Here is a 17,227-nt window from a genome sequence, read left to right as displayed (position 1 = left end):
AACTTATTTGAGCTGGATATTTTGCAACTCACCATCAAAGCTTTTGAGTAAGTCTTTCACAACAGGCTCTGCATGTAATAACTCATTTGCACGTGCAAAGGCCTTTTCCTTGCGGACATGTTGTAAAGCATATGGTGTGGTTTCTTCGACATCTTCAAAGCTGATATGGAAACGACATTTTGACCATTGCGTATGAATCGCTTGTTCCAATACATGCTGTAATTGAGTCACTAAAGCTTCGTACCGCTTTGGAATATGGAAAGTCGATTCACCGTCAATCGTACCGCGCATAATTCCATGCTGCGCCAACTCTTGTACCGCAGGTGAAAGTTGACTATTACGGAACCAATACTCCCACTTTTCGACCGTCCACTCACCTTCTAGGTTTTGAGGCTGTAAAGTCAAAATATCTTGTGGCATCAAGGTAGAGGATGAACCCGTTTGAACAGCATCCGAAGAAACGGAACTTTGCGTAACTTGTGGTGATGCTAGATCAAAACCATTGTCGCCTTGAGCACCCGAAACTGATTCATTCACCACATGTTGTGGTTCAATGGCATTGATCAAATGTGGCTGAGCTGTTTCAGGCTCTACACTTTTTGACTCTAAAGCTGTTGGTTCTAAAGGTGCAATATCTTCAAAATTTATAGCGCTCACATCAACTTCTTCAGTTTCAGTACTCGGCGTCGGATCTAAATCAAATAATGTATCTTCTGCCACGGCATCCATAACAAGCGTGTCATTTTGCTGTGTCGATACAGACTCAACCGGTGCAACCTCTTGCGTATCTAGAGTGCCATTTGCTGTAGATGCTGTAGAAGTTTGGCTAATCACATCCTCTTCAGGATCATCTAAAAAATCATCAGATGAAGGTTCATCGACTGCAGGTGCAGAAACATAGCCATCATCGTCATCATAATGTGAATCATCAAAATCATCGAAAGCTGGCGATGTGTCTACAGCGGGTACAGCTTCAGGCTGCTCAACAGTGGCAACCTGTGCAGCAGACTCAACAACGGTATTGGGTTGCTGCAAAGACTGTGTTTGAGTCGGCTGAACTGTTTCGGCCTGATTTTGAGCAAGCTGTGGCTGTGCGGCTGACTCTTGCTGTACGGCAGAGACCAACATTTCGTTTGGCTGTAATGGTCGGAATGCTAATAGACGCAGCACACACATCTCAAAACCTTGCTCTTGCGTGACTGCCAACTGCAAGTCTGCCCGACCTTTGCATGCGACTTGATAATACAACTGCAAATCTTGAGCTGAAATCAACTGCGACAATTGCATAATTTTTTGATTGATCTCAGCGCTATATTTCAACGCTAAGTCTGGCAAGTATTGTAATAATGCCAGTTCATGTAACGTTGAAATCAACTGATCTAATACCAGCGAAACATCCAGCGCTTGTTGACGGAATTGCATGAGTAAAGCACTCACGCGTTCACGCTGATTTTGATGAATGGCTAAAATCAAATCATAAATGATCGTACGGTCAATTAGGCCCAACATGTCTTTAACATCTTGGTGCTGGATTGAACCCTGACCATAGGCAATCGCTTGATCAGTTAGTGACAATGCATCACGCAGTGAACCTTGAGCCGATTCAGCAATTTGCCAAATCGCATCTTGCTCCGCTTGAATTTGTTCTTTTTGTAAGATATCTGTCAAATGCGATGTGATTTCATCCACCGCTAAAGGACGCAAAGTAAATTGCAAGCAACGTGAAATTACAGTAATCGGTAATTTTTGTGGATCTGTAGTTGCAAATAAGAATTTCACATGCTCTGGCGGTTCTTCGAGAGTCTTTAATAACGCGTTAAATGAATGCGTAGAGAGCATATGCACTTCATCGATCAGATAAACCTTGAAGCGACCTTGGGTTGGTGCATAAGGAACGTTGTCGAGAAGTTCTCGGGTATCTTCAACTTTGGTCCGTGATGCCGCATCGATTTCAATTAAATCAATAAAACGGCCTTCATTTACTGCTTTACACGTTGGGCAGACTTCACACGGCGTTGATGTTACACCCGTTTCACAGTTCAGACATTTTGCCAAAATACGGGCAATGGTAGTTTTACCCACGCCACGAGTACCTGTAAATAAATACGCATGATGTAACCGACCACGTTCTAAGGCACTGGTAAGTGCGCGTGACACATGGTTTTGCCCCACGAGTTCAATAAAATTTCGTGGACGGTATTTTCGTGCAAGTACTTGATACATGTATGCTCCTTTTTACAGGTGTAAGCATACTGTTTTTTTGTCTAATAGTGAAATAAATGGCAGAGTTTGGACAATAAAAATCCGATCTTGAGCTATCACAATGATCAGGCAAATTTAATATAAATTACGAATGCTTAAACTGCTTTATTTAAAAGGAAATCACTCTGCATTTGATAGCGTTTCGCCGTCTGGTCTTCACGAATTTCAATTAATTGCTGATCCAAATCAACATACAAAAGATTGCGCGTTTGCACATTCATAAGTTCTAGCTGCTGCTTTGATTCATCTTTAAAACGAATTACACCTTTTAGCACTTCTACTTCGTTATGACCACTTAGACTTTCACGAGTGAGTGTATAGGTTTGGTCTTCATGTAGCTCAAGAGCCACAGCCATGCCGGGACAATCTTCACAACGAGAAAGACAGCCCATACAAGGTGTTGTGCCTTTAAAATTACCGACCCATGCTGCATGCTGTTTTTCAGCAGTAATTGCTTCTATCTCCTTTGATTTCGTTTGAGTTGAATCCTGACAACCCAACATTGCCGACGTTGCGACTAAGGGAATCAAAACAACTTTTTTCATAGGGATATCACAGCAGTCTAAAACAGCGAGGGAAAATAGCATATTTTTCACATTTCCCCAATTTCTGTTCTATTCCAAAGTATATTAAATCCAGCCTTTACGCCCTTTTAATACTTTATCTGCACAGCGTAAGGTTTCTTGAGTTAGGCCCCATAAGCGATAATCGCCGGTGATTGAACCCGTCGCAAAGTTATGTGTATAAGCAAAACTTAAATCACGCTGCGGATCACACCAGGCCCCAGAACCATTAAAACCAATATGTCCAAAACCTTGACTCGATTTACCTAAAGTTAAAATTCGATGATATCCCAAACGCCAATTCATCGGTAAAGGCATAATACGATCACGTTTTTTATATTGAATTTCACTTAAAGATTCAAAAACTTGTGGTGTGATTAAGGTCTGTCCTTGCCACTGGCCATGATTGGCTAGCATTGCATAGATTTTCGCTAAACTATTAGCACTAAATACGCCTGTTGCCGCAGGAATAATGGCTTGCAAACCCTCATCACTAAAAAATGAAAACTTGCGCATTCCTTTTGGAATCATACCATCTTGAAAGTCTTGCAAATTTTGTCCTGAAATTTGCAGGAGCTGATCAAAGATTGACGGTTTTCGTGTCTCGGTCTTTTTTTTCGTTGTCTGCGCTTGGGTATTTTCTTGAACAGAAGCATCTATAGTGCGTTCTTCTTTTTTCTTTTTCGGAATCAAGCGTGCAACCTTACCAAGTTGATGCTCTGGTACACCAAAAAAAGCATGATCCAACTCTAAAGGTTCAACCAAATACTGTTGCATCAATTCTGTAAGCGGTCGACCTGTGGCCTTTTCAAGTACACCACCTACTTGCCAACCGAAGGTTAATGGTTGATATGCCGCATCAGTTGTCGGCTCAAAACGTGGTTTGGCTTGCTCGATGACGTTGAGCATATGTGGCCAATCAGCCATTTCAGATGCCGTTTCAATGATATTTCGGATATCGTATAAACCACTTTGATGACTCAGCATGTGCCTTAATGTGATATCCGACTTACCATTTTGAGCAAACTCCGGCCAATATACGGCAACGGGAGTATCGTAATCTAGAAAGCCTTCGCTCACTAAGATATGTGCAAGCGTTGCAAGTACACCTTTACCCGTGGAATAACAGACCGAGGGCGTATTGGACTGCCAAGCTTCTTCGGCTGACTTTTTACCGGTCCAAATATCCACGACTTTTTGACCTTTAAAATACACCACTAAGGCGGCTCCGCCTAAGTGGGTTCGAGCATCCTGCATACGGCTAAATTGCGCCGCCAAATCTTGAAACGCCTCGTCAACCGTACCTTGATAATTATTCTTCTGTGCAAATAGATATTCTTTGAGCGCCTGCATCATCATTCCTTTGAATATGAATCGCTTGAGATTAAAACAAAAAAGCCTAAACCGATATCGATTTAGGCTTAAATCTTACAGTGCTTTCACACTTCCCGCGACATGCGGTTTTTTGTTTTTGCTATTTCGAATTGCAAACTCTGTATCTTTACCCGTTTGTGCAGTTAGGAACTCAACTTGAGAAGGTAAATACATTGGTAATTTAAACCATACATCTGCTTCATAGGCATCTGGTAAAGTTAAGCTCGACAAAGCTTTGGCTTTACTCCACATACCATGTGCAATGGCTTGTTTAAAACCAAACGCTTTAGCTGTCACAGCATGAATATGAATTAAGTTAAAGTCACCAGAAGTCAACGCATAACGGCGACCGGTATTTTCAGAAACATTCCATTCAGCTTGAACTTGCAACTCAGCTGACTTTGTTTCGGTAGATTTTGCCGCAGCTTTGTTCTCTGTTTTTTGACGTGCTAAATACGTGGTTAATGATTCTACAACCACTTCATCGCCCACTTTTGCAGTGGTAATAAAGTCAAATTGCACGCCTTTATCATGTGGCTGTAATTCACCAAATTTGCATGACAATGACAGTGTTTCATTTACACCAACTTTGCGATATTGCTTCACTTGGTTACGAATATGTACCAAACCTAAGATCGCAAATGGAAAAGCTTCCGTAGTCATCATATGCATTTGCAAACTTTGAGAAAGCACCGCCAAATAAATCGCTGGGATATAACCATTGTTTTTAAAGCCACAGACTTCGTTATAAGCTTTTAAATGTTTTTGATCGACCTTAAATGAATCCACCACATATTCAACTTGCGGCAGCACTTTTTCAGCTTTAGGCTTTTTAAAAATCAAGCCTTGAATCACTTTTGGATAGGCTAAATAAGGTTTTGGAAGTTGACTAAAATGGCGAGTATTCATACTAAACCTTTGGAAGTTTTATCTTTATAAAGTTCCCTTCCTTTTAAAGAAGGATATTTTAAATCCCCCTCATCCCCCTTTGATAAAGGGGGACTTCTCCTCTCTTTTTCAAAGGGAGGTCGGGAGGGATTAATTAAGCCCCTAACAAGCTTTGACCACACACACGTACCACGTTACCGTTCAAGCCAGTCGACGCAGTTGAAGCAAACATCGCAATCGTTTCTGCAACGTCTACAGGTAAACCACCTTGACTCATCGAGTTCATACGACGACCTGCTTCACGGATTGCAAATGGAATCGCAGCAGTCATTTGCGTTTCAATAAAGCCTGGAGCAACAGCATTAATGGTTACGCCATTTTTCAATAATGGAGCAGTAAATTTAACCACACCAATTACACCAGCTTTAGAAGCAGCATAGTTGGTTTGACCTAAGTTACCTGCAATACCTGAAATAGAAGATACGCAAACAATACGACCATTTGCATTGAAGCCATCATTTTCAAGAAGGTAATCATTTACACGCTCAATCGCAGACAAGTTAATGTTAATCACCAAATCCCAAAGCTCAGGCTTCATATTGGCCAAAGTTTTGTCACGGGTAATCCCTGCGTTGTGCACGATGATATCCAAACCACCTTGGGCAGCTGCCGCAGCTTTGATTTTTTCACCTGCATCGCTTGCAGTAATATCAATCGCGAGCGTAGAACCACCAATTTCACCTGCTACGCGGTCAAGGTCAGCTTGCTGCTGTGGAACGTCCAAACAAATGACATGCGCGCCATCACGTGACAATACATGCGCAATTGCTTCACCAATACCACGGCTTGCACCTGTTACAACAGCTGTTTTGCCTGCAAGCGGCTTATTCCAATCAACATCCACAACATCTGCTTTAGATACACGAATCACTTGACCCGATACATAAGCTGAACGTGGTGAAATCACAAAACGTAATGCAGATTCTAAGTTTGCTTCAGCACCTTCATCCACATAGACTAACTGTGCAGCAATCCCTTTCTTAAACTCTTTACCCACTGATTTTACAAAACCTTCTAATGCACGTTGTGCAATGGCTTGTTTCACAGTTTTCGCAGTTTCTGGTGTTGTACCAACAACGACAACGCGACCAGACGCCTGAATTTGACGTGCGATTGGGTTAAAAAAGGCATATAAGGCATGCAATTGTTCTGAGTTTTGAATACCTGAAGCATCAAACACCACAACTTTAAACTTAGACTCTTTATCGCCTTCGTTGAATGCGCTTAAGTTTAGACCTGATTTTGCCGCAGCTTGTTGTAATTCAGCATTATTGCCTGCATAGCTATTGGCATGAATATTTGCCAAGACTTGCGCAATAGCACCAGATAATGTTGAAGCAGGCGCTGCACCGAATAAAACCGCACCTTTAACTACAGGTGTTGCAGACTCAAAACGCTCTAAAAAAGTCGGTGATGGTAAACCTAAATTTTTGATGACAAATTTACCAATAGGAGATTTTGCAAATGTTTGGTATTGATCAGTCATGTTTATTATCTCTCATACAGATTAATTTTTGATGGATCTGAAGATATCCCTTTAACTTCAAGATGATGTCAGATACTTATATTTCAATAGTTCCATCAGTTTCCATGGAATCATACTTGAGTTAAACCGCAGATGGCTTGACCTGAATGCTTTAGCGAATGTCATTTTAGTCAATTTACCCCTTTGGTGAATATGCTAATGTAGCCGTCAAGAAGATCATCAACATGCTTGGAAAAGCCTTATGAGCAAAACAACTCAAGAAAATCCAGCAGTCGAAATTCCGACTACGGAAACTGTGTCAAATACATCAAAGAGTACGCCACGTACCGCTAAAAGTACGGGCACAGCAACCAAGTCTACAAGTGATGTCGCTAAAACGAGCCGTCCTCGTCGTGCATCTACACGTACTAAGACACCCGCTTCAAACCCTAAAACAGCTTTAAAATCAACAACTCAAACGTCTGTTCAACAGGATAATACCATGAGTCAAAACACAGTTCGCCGCGTTGCTATTATCGGTGGTAATCGTATTCCTTTCGCTCGTTCTAACGGCGCTTACTTCACTGCATCGAACAGCGATATGTTCACAGCTGCATTAAATGGTCTTGTTGAACGCTTCAACCTTCAAGGTCAACGCCTTGGTGAAGTTGTTGCTGGCGCTGTGTTAAAACATAGTCGTGACTTTAACATGACCCGTGAGTGTGTACTCAATACCGAACTTGCTCCTGAAACACCTGCTTACGATATTCAACAAGCATGTGGTACAGGTTTACAAGCAGCTTTCTTGGTTGCTAATAAAATCGCATTGGGTCAAATCGAAGTGGGTGTTGCTGGTGGTGTAGACACAACCTCTGATGCACCGATCGCTTTTGGTGATGGTTTACGTAAAGCACTACTTGAACTGAACATCGCAAAAACAGGTAAAGATCGCCTTAAAGCATTAACTAAAATTAATGTTAAAGATTTGATGGATGCACCGAAGAACGGTGAACCACGTACAGGTCTTTCTATGGGTGACCATCAAGCAATTACGACACTTGAATGGGGTATTTCACGTGAAGCGCAAGATGAACTTGCGGCATCTTCACATCAAAAAATGGCAGCTGCTTACGAAGAAGGTTTCTTTGATGACCTGATTACGCCATTCCTTGGTTTAGAGCGTGACAACAACTTACGTGCAGACTCATCAGTAGAAAAACTTGCGAAGTTAAAACCAGCGTTTGGTAAAGGCGATGCGCGTACGATGACTGCGGGTAACTCGACTCCACTGACTGATGGTGCGTCATGTGTCCTTCTTGCCTCTGAAGAATGGGCAAAAGCAAACGGTCACGAAGTTCTTGCTTATTTAACTTTCCAAGAAACTGCGGCAGTTGACTTTGTCGAGAAAAAAGAAGGCTTATTGATGGCGCCTGCGTATGCAGTGCCTCGTATGCTTGAACGTGCAGGTATTACGCTACAAGATTTCGATTACTATGAAATTCATGAAGCGTTTGCATCTCAAGTATTATCTACACTAAAAGCATGGGAAGATCCTAAATTCTGTAAAGAACGTTTAGGTTTAGATGCACCATTGGGTTCAATTGATCGTTCTAAATTGAACGTGAAAGGCTCATCACTTGCTGCAGGTCACCCATTTGCTGCAACTGGCGGTCGTATTATCGCAACTGCTGCAAAATTGCTGAACCAAAAAGGTTCAGGCCGTGTACTTGTATCGATTTGTGCTGCTGGCGGTCAAGGTGTAACCGCAATTATTGAAAAATAATTTTCTCAGATTTAAAAAAAGCACCTCAAATGAGGTGCTTTTTTAATGCTTCAATGCTAAACATTATTTCGGTAATGGATTATTTTTAAAGTATTCATCCACTTTATTCCAAGGTGTTTTTGAAGCTACACCATTCAAAATGTTTTGGCTAATCCCTTGGCATAACTCTGAATCTGGACGTGTATGGAAGCTGTTTAAATTCGGATCCATATAAGGTAAAGAACCTGGCTGACGCTGGAAATAGAAATTTAAATTATCCATCATTGCTTCAAAGCCCCAGCCTTCCATTGCCCAAGCGCTATTATGACCGCCCCAATGATGCCCGAATTCATGTGCAACAATTCGATAGCCAGATTGTCTATAATGACCGTAGTAAATCCATCCATCTACACCAAGTACCTGACCGCCGCCAAGCCCACCACCCATGTTGGTAACACCGAGACTAATCTGCCCACGGTTTAAAATACTATTATAAATATTTTTATAATCTTCAGCTTTGAAGTAACCATTAGTTCCCTCTACACGCCCTGCATTACCAAAAAAGTCGTGTCCCATTGCAGCCTTATGATTAAACCACAGTGTTTCAAACTCAGGCGTACTGATCATATAGGCAAAGTTAGTCATCATAATGACCCATTCACGCGCATACAACGGGGTAATACGGCACCATTTCGAATCGCTTTCAGGATTGTACGTACCAAAGGTCAGTTTCCACTGCGCTTTAATCGTATTTAACTTCTGAACGTGCGTATCTGAATCTGAGGTGATTTTAACCTCTTCAAAGAGTTCAATAGGCACTTCACTAAAATTGCTTAGGCCTTCAATACGTGCCGAACCAATTTTATTAACCAAATTAAATCCAGCATTTTTATCAATGGTCAAATTGAGCTTGCTTGTAGAAAACGGTGTTAAACGATCCAGTGTCGCAATTTCAACCCATTGCTCACTTTGACGCAGCTTGCCAACAATTTTTAAATTATTCACTTCTGCTGCACTGTAGCTTTGCAAATTAATACCGCTGCCGGTAAAGGAAGCCGATAATATTTTATTGACAGAGATATTACGCAACGTGGTATTGGTTAATGTTGCCCAGCTTTCTCCATCTTGCAGCATACGGGTTTGTTCAGTCGCTTTCGACTCGAGCAAGTTAGTTGATGCGACTGGTGTATCTGAAATTACTTGCTTAATTTTACGCAGCGGCAATGCAATAATTTTTTGATTTGACAGTGTATAAATAACATCGCCATATACCGTTAAATCTAAAGACTTAGGCAAAGTCTGAGCATTCTGTCCTGCCAAACGGAACTGCTGCACAGCATCTACTACGCTACTTGGCAACGCAGTCGTCAGGCTTGCTAGATTATTTTTTGAATAGCTGACAATTTTTCCACTCGGCTGCGCTGCATAGAGCAAGTTGTCCGTTGCACTGTGTACCACGGTTGCGACGGAGTTTTGCGTTTTATCTGGCTGAACAAGTGATTCTGTATCTAGGGCTTCATGAATATTTTTAATATTATAGACATAGGTATGACCATTCGTTGTTGTGGCATATAACTGATCACCAATAATTTCTAAACGCGGTACACAACCTGAGCCACAGCTTGGCAATGCAAGGCGGCTAAACTTTCTTAAAGCAGCACTGGAATTGCCATTCACCGTTTCCTGAGTCCAGACATTGATACGGTTTAAGTTATCCGCGACAAAAACATATTGATCATTTGCGATGACTGCACTTGGATTAGTCATCGCATAAAACGGCTGCCCCCCGTTTGTAGACCCAGTACCTAAAGACCCAAAATAGGCAGGTGCAGTTCCTGAAATATCAAAAATATCTGCGCGATGGCTGCCTGATGACGATACATAAAGACGATTGCCTGCGATGTATATATCGCTAATATCCGCCCATAATTTTCCTGTATTGCCAAAAGCACTTGCTGCGGAAATTGAACTGAGAACTGTCTTATTTTTTAAATCATAACGCAGAATTTCTACTGTCGGCTGATTGTTTGCAATATATAAAATGTCGCCGCCGCGCTGAATGGCTGTTGGACTCCATGATGCTAAAGAAAATGTTGAAGCATTTAACTCTGAAGCCACATCAGCTAAACGGATGCCGTTAGCTAAATTAATTTGACCTTGATTCTGTGTAGATTCTGTTAGAGCAGTTGATTGTCCAGACTCACCACCACCTCCACCACACCCCGTCATTATGAGTGCAACCACTACTGCTAATGCACGTAATTTCATCCAAACACCGCTAAAAAATAAAATACAAATAATCAATATCTTATAATTCAAAAAAGGATATTCACCTAATCATTAAACTGGAATCAGCATCAATATTAAGTGATGTTATTAGTATATTTTTCACATTAACAACGCAGAGATGGTCATGTAATACATTTTTTATAGGTAAAATTCTATTTATTTTCCCGATAATTAAACTTAAATAGAAATAATTCCTCAATGGAAGTAATACACCCACTGAAAAACAAAGACTAAAAGATTTTTTTAACCTTTCCGACATAGGTTGCTGTACCTCAGTCCAAAGCAGAACTTATAAAAGGTTCTGGCCGTATACACATCTTGATCTGTATTGCTGATGGTCATGGACGAACAAGGATGATTAAATAATAAATACTTAAAGAAAAAAACCGCTCTTAAGAGCGGGTTTTTACGATTCAATCATTTTTTAGAAACGATACCCTACGCCTAAGTAAGTAATGATAGGATCAATATCGATCTTGGTCGTTGCATGAATTAATTGTTCACCCGTCGTTTGATTAATCACATCAATCTTGGTTTTATTATTTAACTTTGCATAAGACACCGAAGCAACCGTAAACCAACTTGGGTTGAAGTCATAAGTAAATCCGAGTGTGACTATTGGAGCAATCGCATCATCCGCATCGACATCGACCACCATTTTTCCAGATGATTCTTTACCATCGAGTGCTGCACCCGCATTATTATCTTTAATGTTTTGAATCATATGTCCTGCAGCAATTAAGTCAGATTCAATTCCTTTATTTAGCTCAATATCATTAAAATAAGCATACATGATCCCTGCACCCACATAAGGTCTAAACTTATTTACACCCGACTGACCAAATTGGTACTGTGCCTGAAATACCGGCGTCCAAGCTCTCGCACTCGCCGCCTTACCATAAGATGATAGATCCGTAATGGGTACTGCGTAATCTAGTGGTAAACCATCTGGGAATAACATACCGCCCAGACCACCTGGCTCTGCAAGACCAGATAATGGCGCGGTAATCATACCCTTACCTTTAATATCTACCTCAGGTGGGATACCGCCAATCACTTGCAAAGAAACATTATCATTAATATGGTAGTTAAATGTTAAACCTAATGTATCGACATCTTCTGCTTCAAGCCCCGTCCCTTCAGCTGACCAATTATCTAGTCCATTGATCGTTGCGATCCCTGCAATCTCTGACTTGATGTTGCCATCCTTATCTTTAATTAATCCTCCCAAAGGGCCATTCACAAGGTCGGTTAAAGTGTCCTTAAGATTCGCAGAATTACTCCCTTCATTATAAATTGCATTCGGATCAATCGCTTTTAAAAAACCTTCAGTACTAATTGTGCCTACTTCAGCCTGTGTGCCATTTGCTACCGCAGTATTAATATTAAATGGATTTGCCTTTCCTTGCGGCATCACATGCATCCAACCCGCAGATACAGAAAAACGTTTAAAGTTACCATCTGCAAATGTAAATTGTGTAAGCCCAAGTAAAACAACAGGTGTGACAATTTTTATCAATTTCATATGCTAACTCCTTGTCTTGCATATTTTTTTAATCCACTTATAAAAACATTCTTTGTTCTTATGTTTAAAAGTTATGTAATTAGTATAATTTTTTATATTTATATTATGTTTTTATATATTGTTATTTGTAAACTTTTGCACTATTTTAATGCAAAAAAGGCCTGTACTTATCAATACAGGCCAATGTGATTTTCTTGTTGAAATTTAACGATATTGTGGTTGGTAACCTAAGTGCGCCTCGATCTGGTCATAGCACCACTGGAAAATAAATGTGTAGACTAAAATACACATGGTCATACTAAAATCGAGCAAAATCGCCTGCCATAAGGTCATATGCATGGCATAAGCCACCATTGGGATGGTTGCAAGCATTAAACCGCCCTCAAATCCAATTGCATGTAAAACACGTACACCAAAGGTTCTTTTTAACTTTCTTTTTGCTTCAAATTTTTCAAAATAATGATTAAAAATCATGTTCCAAATCACAGAAGTGACCGCCATTGCAATACCGAGCGTACCTGTCACCTCCATCGGAACTTTAAAAATAAAACTTAAAGCAATAGCAATGATCACCAATAGGATGATCTCATAGCTTAGCGCATGAATAATCCTTCTCTTGGAAATCGTCATTTTGAAACACTCTATTATTTGTAAAAAACTTATTTTATTTTTATATTATTGATTAATCGAGTCAGATTCTTTCAATATTATTGAAAGGTTGTATTCCTTTATTTTTTCTGTATGCACATGAATATTAATCAAGAACAACTGATGATTTTTAAAACAGTCATGGAAACAGGATCATTTTCCGCAGCCGCCAGACAACTCGGCAAAGTGCCATCAGCAGTCAGCATGTCCATTGCGAATTTCGAAATTGATCTCAACCTTAAACTGTTTGAGCGCGTTGGTCGTGAGCCTGTGCCCACCGCTCAAGCGCTTAACCTGTATGAAAAAACTGAACAATTATTGATAGAAATCAATCAGTGGAAACAGCATGCGATTGCGCTGAGTCATGGTTTAGAGTCTTCACTGAATATCGTGGTGGTATCAGAACTGCTTCATACGCAGTGGACCGACTATATCTCTTTGCTAGAAACTCATTTTCCATCTTTGCAAATCAATATTTTTTCTGCGCCTCAAGAAGATGCTCAAAAGATGTTATTACAGGGTCAAGCGCAGCTTGCTCTAATGTTTGAACGTGAACAGCTTGAGAGTTATGAACAATTTGTCGAATTGAAGCGTGAAGCATTGGTTCCTGTTGCTGCGACAAAACATGCCCTGTCGAAATTTAAGCAAGTCAGTTTTGAGCAAATTTTGCAAAGTCGGCAAATCGTGGTTGCAAGTCGTGATAAAAGCATCAAACCAGAGTTGTTATTTTCCAAACACAATTGGCGTACAGATAACCACCACTCAGCCTGTTCTATGATTATTCAAGGTCTGGGTTGGGGTGTGCTTCCATTAGAGATGTTTAATGAAAATCCGACTCTCAAAGATCAACTCAAAATCTTAAGCTTTCAAGATTTCACACCCAAATTTGAATATTTCGTCGACTTGGTCTGGAACCGTGAAAAACCTCTCGGCTCGGCTGCTCATTTTTTGATTAATCACATCCGAAATTCACGAAAAACTACGATTTAGACTGCCTAATTAGGCGTTTTTTGGTTGGGTTCTAAACAGATTGTGTTATAAAAGTATGTACACCAAGAACATTAAGAACTAGATTTCAAATGACTCAAAATGCGTTAAACCAATTAAAAAGCCTAACAACGATTGTTGCTGACAGCAGTGATTTAGCTGCGATTAATACATTCCGTCCATTGGATGCGACCACAAATCCATCTTTAATTACAGCAGCGGCAAATCAACCTGAAAATAAAGAACTGATTGAAAGTGCTTTTGAACAAGCGCGTAAAGAAGGTTATCAAAATGATGAGCTGGTTGAGCGCACCATCGATATTCTTACGGTCAAATTTGGTGTAGAAATTTTAAAATTGATCGAAGGACGTGTCTCTACAGAAGTCGATGCAGCCTTGTCCTATGATACTGATGCCACCATTGCAAAAGCTAAAGAGTTATTGGCTTTATATGCACAGTATGGTATCGATCAAAACCGTATCTTAATTAAAATTGCCTCAACGTGGGAAGGCATTCAAGCCGCTAAAGCCCTTGAAGCTGAAGGCATTCACTGTAATCTGACTCTGTTGTTTGGTTTGCATCAAGCTCAAGCCTGTGCAGATGCTCAAGTCACGCTGATTTCGCCATTTGTCGGCCGTATTTTAGATTGGTACAAAAAAGCTGAAAATGTGGATAGCTACCCGATTGAGAAAGATCCGGGCGTGTTATCAGTGAAGCAGATTTACCACTACTACAAACAACATGACATCAAAACTGAAATTATGGGTGCTAGCTTCCGTAGTATTGATCAAGTGCTTGGTTTAGCAGGTTGTGATTTATTGACAGTTTCACCAAATTTATTGGCAGAACTGGAAAAAGATCAGCGTACCGTTGAAGTGCAATTGTCTAATCATCATGCGCATGCACACTGTCAACACGATGTACAAGTGCTCGACAAGCAAACTTTCAAAGCTGAAGTTGAAAAAGACTTAATGTCTTTCCAACTATTACAAGGCGGTATTGATGGTTTTATTAAAGCCCGTGAGCAATTAAGTAGCTTACTGCGTCAAACTTTTGGCTTAGATGCTGAAATAAAAGCATAAATTAGAAATTTTCAGTTTCATCTAGAACCGAAGTTGTATACTACAGCTTCGGTTTTTTATTTGAGTGTCTTCAGTGTTTGGAATCACAGACTTAACGACCTTTATTATTGGTACGATATTAATTGTGATTTTACCCGGGCCAAATTCACTTTATGTCATGTCTGTTGCTTCTCGCTATGGCATTAAGGTCGGCTATTTAGGTGCTTTTGGCGTTTATACTGGCGATTTGATCTTAATCTTACTCACTGCTCTCGGCGCTGCATCCTTACTTCATGCCTTCCCTTGGTTATTCTTATTATTAAAAATTGTGGGTGCGCTGTATTTAAGTTATTTAGGTATCAAACTTTTCAAGGCTGCCTACCAAACTTGGAATGCCGTTCAAACGCCAGAACAACTCGACACCAAACAACTGAGTTTGAGCGAACTGAAACCGTTTAAGACTGCATTAACCATCAGTATTTTAAACCCTAAAGCCATTCTTTTTTACTTATCGTTCTTTGTACAATTCGTCGATCCTGCATATCCATATCCTGCGATTACATTCACCGTACTCGCGATCGTATTGCAAATTATCAGTATGAGCTATTTAACGATTTTGATCTTTTCGGGTGCAAAACTGGCTACCTATTTTAGCCATCGCTATAAATTTACGGCATGCTGTGTAGCAGCAGTTGGTCTTCTATTTTGTGGATTTGGTCTAAAGCTTGCGACATCTACCATGTAACCGACATGGGCAAAGTATTTCTGTTTTTTTACTTAAAAATCTATATGCCTTTAAACTTTTGAATGGTTGAAACATCCTCAATGTAGGTTGTCGATTCGTTCTATTAAAGTGCCTTTTATTAAAGTGTCGTTCTTGAATAAATAAAGTATTTCCCTAACATCTTGTTAAGCACTTTTACTGTACAGGACTTGAGCGTATCATCCTGAAAAATGACATCCTAAATCTGCGCCAACAATAGTCATAGCTCGATCATTATGCAAAAACTACTCCAAGACTTCTCCATTCCAGCTGCTTTTGCAGGTTTTATTACGTTCTTAGTCGGGATCAGTGTCTCGGCTGTTTTGGTGATCCAATCTGCACAACTGCTCGGTGCCAACACAGCAGAAATAACCTCTTGGTTTTGGGCTCTAGGTTTGGGTATCGGCTTAAGCGGGCTGATTCTGTCTTGGAAATTTAAATATCCCGTTGCGACTTCATGGTCCACTGCAGGACTGGCACTGATTTTAGCGACTGCAAATGGTTACAGCATGAATGCCGCCCTAGGTGCTTTCTTGGTCTGTGGCTTATTGACAGCAATACTTGGATTTTTAGGCATTTTTGAAAAAATACTGCGCTATATCCCGCAATGTCTAACTAGTGCAATGTTGGCGGGTGTACTCCTTAAATTTGGTATTGAGCTATTTGTCAATTTACAAAATGAATGGGCATTCGTTCTTGGTTTACTGGCTGCCTATGTCCTCAGTAAACGGCTGTTACCACGTTATAGCATTGTCATTACGGTGATCATTGGCATCATGCTTTGCCCATTATTACTTGGCTTTCAATTACCGGCGCTTAATTTAGAACTCGCACAGCCGGTTTGGGTCACACCTGAATTTTCGATCTCAGCAATACTGGGTTTGGCGCTGCCCCTCTTTGTAATCAATATGGCATCTCAATATTTACCTGGTTTAGCCATGATTAAAAGTTATGGCTATCAACCCCACGTTAATCAACTGATCGGTTGGACTGGGACAGCCCAAACGCTACTCGCGCCATTTGGATGTTTTAGTGTCAATATTGCTGCGATTAGTGCTGCCATCAGTCTAGATGACCAAGCCCACCCCGATGAGAAAAAGCGCTATATCGCAGGTATGACCTGTGGCTTCTTTTATATTTTGATGGGCCTGTTTGCAGCCACTTTAGTGAGTTTCTTAACCGCTTTCCCATTGGTATTTATTACCGCTTTAGCAGGCATTGCCCTACTAGGCACCATTGGACACAACATCGTCATTGCTTTCCAAGAAGCGAGTGAACGTGACGCTGCTCTACTCACCTTCTTGTTTAGTGCATCGGGCGTACAATTTTTTGGTATTGGTTCCGCGTTTTGGGGGTTGGTCTTTGGTTTAGTCGTACATGCTATTTTCAAATATAAGAGAAATTAAGCCCTCAGTTAAATAATTTGCTTCAAATAAAAGAATGATACGCGGTAACGTCATCCGCAAGTGTTTGATATAGGACTATTTCTAATCAAAAATATTTTTGCGGTACTTTGAATAATTAAACACTAGTGAACAAGTTTTGCGGTGAGGAGCAATGCTCCGCAAGATGGTTTCCTT

At 40.5% G+C, this 17,227-nt stretch carries 13 protein-coding genes; 5 read left to right on the top strand and 8 right to left on the bottom strand.

The window, feature by feature from the left end:
- Positions 1-3 precede the first annotated feature (3 nt).
- From dnaX to FTU80_RS09030, 5 genes are all read right to left on the bottom strand, one after another.
- Positions 4-2,223 (bottom strand): DNA polymerase III subunit gamma/tau, encoded by a 2,220-nt coding sequence (gene dnaX, locus FTU80_RS09050; RefSeq protein WP_180084811.1) that lies wholly within the window; start codon positions 2,221-2,223, stop codon positions 4-6.
- A gap of 134 nt (positions 2,224-2,357) precedes the next feature.
- Positions 2,358-2,807: a copper resistance protein NlpE N-terminal domain-containing protein gene (locus FTU80_RS09045; protein ID WP_180084810.1), complete on the bottom strand. Its 450-nt coding sequence runs from the start codon at positions 2,805-2,807 to the stop codon at positions 2,358-2,360.
- An 84-nt stretch (positions 2,808-2,891) separates the two neighbouring features.
- Positions 2,892-4,178 carry a serine hydrolase gene (locus FTU80_RS09040; protein ID WP_180084809.1) on the bottom strand — a complete coding sequence of 429 codons (1,287 nt, stop codon included), beginning with the start codon at positions 4,176-4,178 and terminating at the stop codon, positions 2,892-2,894.
- A gap of 75 nt (positions 4,179-4,253) precedes the next feature.
- Positions 4,254-5,108 (bottom strand): MaoC/PaaZ C-terminal domain-containing protein, encoded by an 855-nt coding sequence (locus tag FTU80_RS09035; RefSeq protein WP_078188603.1) that lies wholly within the window; start codon positions 5,106-5,108, stop codon positions 4,254-4,256.
- A gap of 133 nt (positions 5,109-5,241) precedes the next feature.
- The gene (locus tag FTU80_RS09030; protein ID WP_180007894.1) at positions 5,242-6,633 is read right to left on the bottom strand and encodes a 3-oxoacyl-ACP reductase; all 1,392 of its coding nucleotides are present in this window, start codon (positions 6,631-6,633) and stop codon (positions 5,242-5,244) included.
- Positions 6,634-6,874: 241 nt separating this feature from the next.
- Between FTU80_RS09030 and FTU80_RS09025 the strand changes: the two genes are divergently transcribed.
- Positions 6,875-8,395 (top strand): acetyl-CoA C-acetyltransferase, encoded by a 1,521-nt coding sequence (locus tag FTU80_RS09025; RefSeq protein WP_180084808.1) that lies wholly within the window; start codon positions 6,875-6,877, stop codon positions 8,393-8,395.
- A gap of 63 nt (positions 8,396-8,458) precedes the next feature.
- On the opposite strand, the gene FTU80_RS09020 is transcribed toward FTU80_RS09025, so the two are convergent.
- The 3 genes from FTU80_RS09020 to aceI all read right to left on the bottom strand — a co-directional run bounded on the left by FTU80_RS09020 (position 8,459) and on the right by aceI (position 12,818).
- Complete coding sequence (locus FTU80_RS09020; RefSeq protein WP_180084807.1) at positions 8,459-10,642, bottom strand: hypothetical protein; 2,184 nt, start codon at positions 10,640-10,642, stop codon at positions 8,459-8,461.
- Between the two features lie 445 nt (positions 10,643-11,087).
- On the bottom strand, positions 11,088-12,188 hold the full coding sequence (locus FTU80_RS09015; protein WP_180084806.1) for an OmpW family protein: 1,101 nt from the start codon (positions 12,186-12,188) through the stop codon (positions 11,088-11,090).
- Positions 12,189-12,392: 204 nt separating this feature from the next.
- The gene (aceI, locus tag FTU80_RS09010) at positions 12,393-12,818 is read right to left on the bottom strand and encodes a chlorhexidine efflux PACE transporter AceI (protein WP_168377760.1); all 426 of its coding nucleotides are present in this window, start codon (positions 12,816-12,818) and stop codon (positions 12,393-12,395) included.
- A 117-nt stretch (positions 12,819-12,935) separates the two neighbouring features.
- Between aceI and FTU80_RS09005 the strand changes: the two genes are divergently transcribed.
- The 4 genes from FTU80_RS09005 (at position 12,936) to FTU80_RS08990 (ending at position 17,053) form a co-directional block, all read left to right on the top strand.
- Positions 12,936-13,826, top strand: a complete 891-nt coding sequence (locus FTU80_RS09005; RefSeq protein WP_180007891.1) for a LysR family transcriptional regulator — start codon at positions 12,936-12,938, stop codon at positions 13,824-13,826.
- An 89-nt stretch (positions 13,827-13,915) separates the two neighbouring features.
- On the top strand, positions 13,916-14,905 hold the full coding sequence (tal, locus tag FTU80_RS09000; protein WP_078191801.1) for a transaldolase: 990 nt from the start codon (positions 13,916-13,918) through the stop codon (positions 14,903-14,905).
- A gap of 73 nt (positions 14,906-14,978) precedes the next feature.
- Positions 14,979-15,629, top strand: coding sequence for a leucine efflux protein LeuE (leuE, locus tag FTU80_RS08995; RefSeq protein WP_180026435.1), 651 nt, complete (start codon positions 14,979-14,981; stop codon positions 15,627-15,629).
- 254 nt (positions 15,630-15,883) lie between these two features.
- Positions 15,884-17,053, top strand: coding sequence for a benzoate/H(+) symporter BenE family transporter (locus FTU80_RS08990; RefSeq protein ID WP_180084805.1), 1,170 nt, complete (start codon positions 15,884-15,886; stop codon positions 17,051-17,053).
- Positions 17,054-17,227 lie beyond the last annotated feature (174 nt).

Source organism: Acinetobacter sp. YH12145, from assembly GCF_013418335.1.
In the GTDB taxonomy this organism is placed as follows: Bacteria; Pseudomonadota; Gammaproteobacteria; order Pseudomonadales; family Moraxellaceae; genus Acinetobacter; species Acinetobacter amyesii.
The sequence above is the reverse complement of the archived record's forward strand: the minus strand, read 5'-3'. Positions and strand labels throughout refer to the sequence as shown.

What these genes read in the sequence shown, in the direction of transcription:
- FTU80_RS09015 (WP_180084806.1), bottom strand. Translation starts at nt 12,188, where the DNA reads ATGAAATTGATAAAAATTGTCACACCTGTTGTTTTACTTGGGCTTACA.
- FTU80_RS09025 (WP_180084808.1), top strand. Translation starts at nt 6,875, where the DNA reads ATGAGCAAAACAACTCAAGAAAATCCAGCAGTCGAAATTCCGACTACG.
- dnaX (WP_180084811.1), bottom strand. Translation starts at nt 2,223, where the DNA reads ATGTATCAAGTACTTGCACGAAAATACCGTCCACGAAATTTTATTGAA.
- FTU80_RS08990 (WP_180084805.1), top strand. Translation starts at nt 15,884, where the DNA reads ATGCAAAAACTACTCCAAGACTTCTCCATTCCAGCTGCTTTTGCAGGT.
- FTU80_RS09035 (WP_078188603.1), bottom strand. Translation starts at nt 5,108, where the DNA reads ATGAATACTCGCCATTTTAGTCAACTTCCAAAACCTTATTTAGCCTAT.
- tal (WP_078191801.1), top strand. Translation starts at nt 13,916, where the DNA reads ATGACTCAAAATGCGTTAAACCAATTAAAAAGCCTAACAACGATTGTT.
- FTU80_RS09040 (WP_180084809.1), bottom strand. Translation starts at nt 4,178, where the DNA reads ATGCAGGCGCTCAAAGAATATCTATTTGCACAGAAGAATAATTATCAA.
- FTU80_RS09045 (WP_180084810.1), bottom strand. Translation starts at nt 2,807, where the DNA reads ATGAAAAAAGTTGTTTTGATTCCCTTAGTCGCAACGTCGGCAATGTTG.
- FTU80_RS09005 (WP_180007891.1), top strand. Translation starts at nt 12,936, where the DNA reads ATGAATATTAATCAAGAACAACTGATGATTTTTAAAACAGTCATGGAA.
- FTU80_RS09020 (WP_180084807.1), bottom strand. Translation starts at nt 10,642, where the DNA reads ATGAAATTACGTGCATTAGCAGTAGTGGTTGCACTCATAATGACGGGG.
- FTU80_RS09030 (WP_180007894.1), bottom strand. Translation starts at nt 6,633, where the DNA reads ATGACTGATCAATACCAAACATTTGCAAAATCTCCTATTGGTAAATTT.
- aceI (WP_168377760.1), bottom strand. Translation starts at nt 12,818, where the DNA reads ATGACGATTTCCAAGAGAAGGATTATTCATGCGCTAAGCTATGAGATC.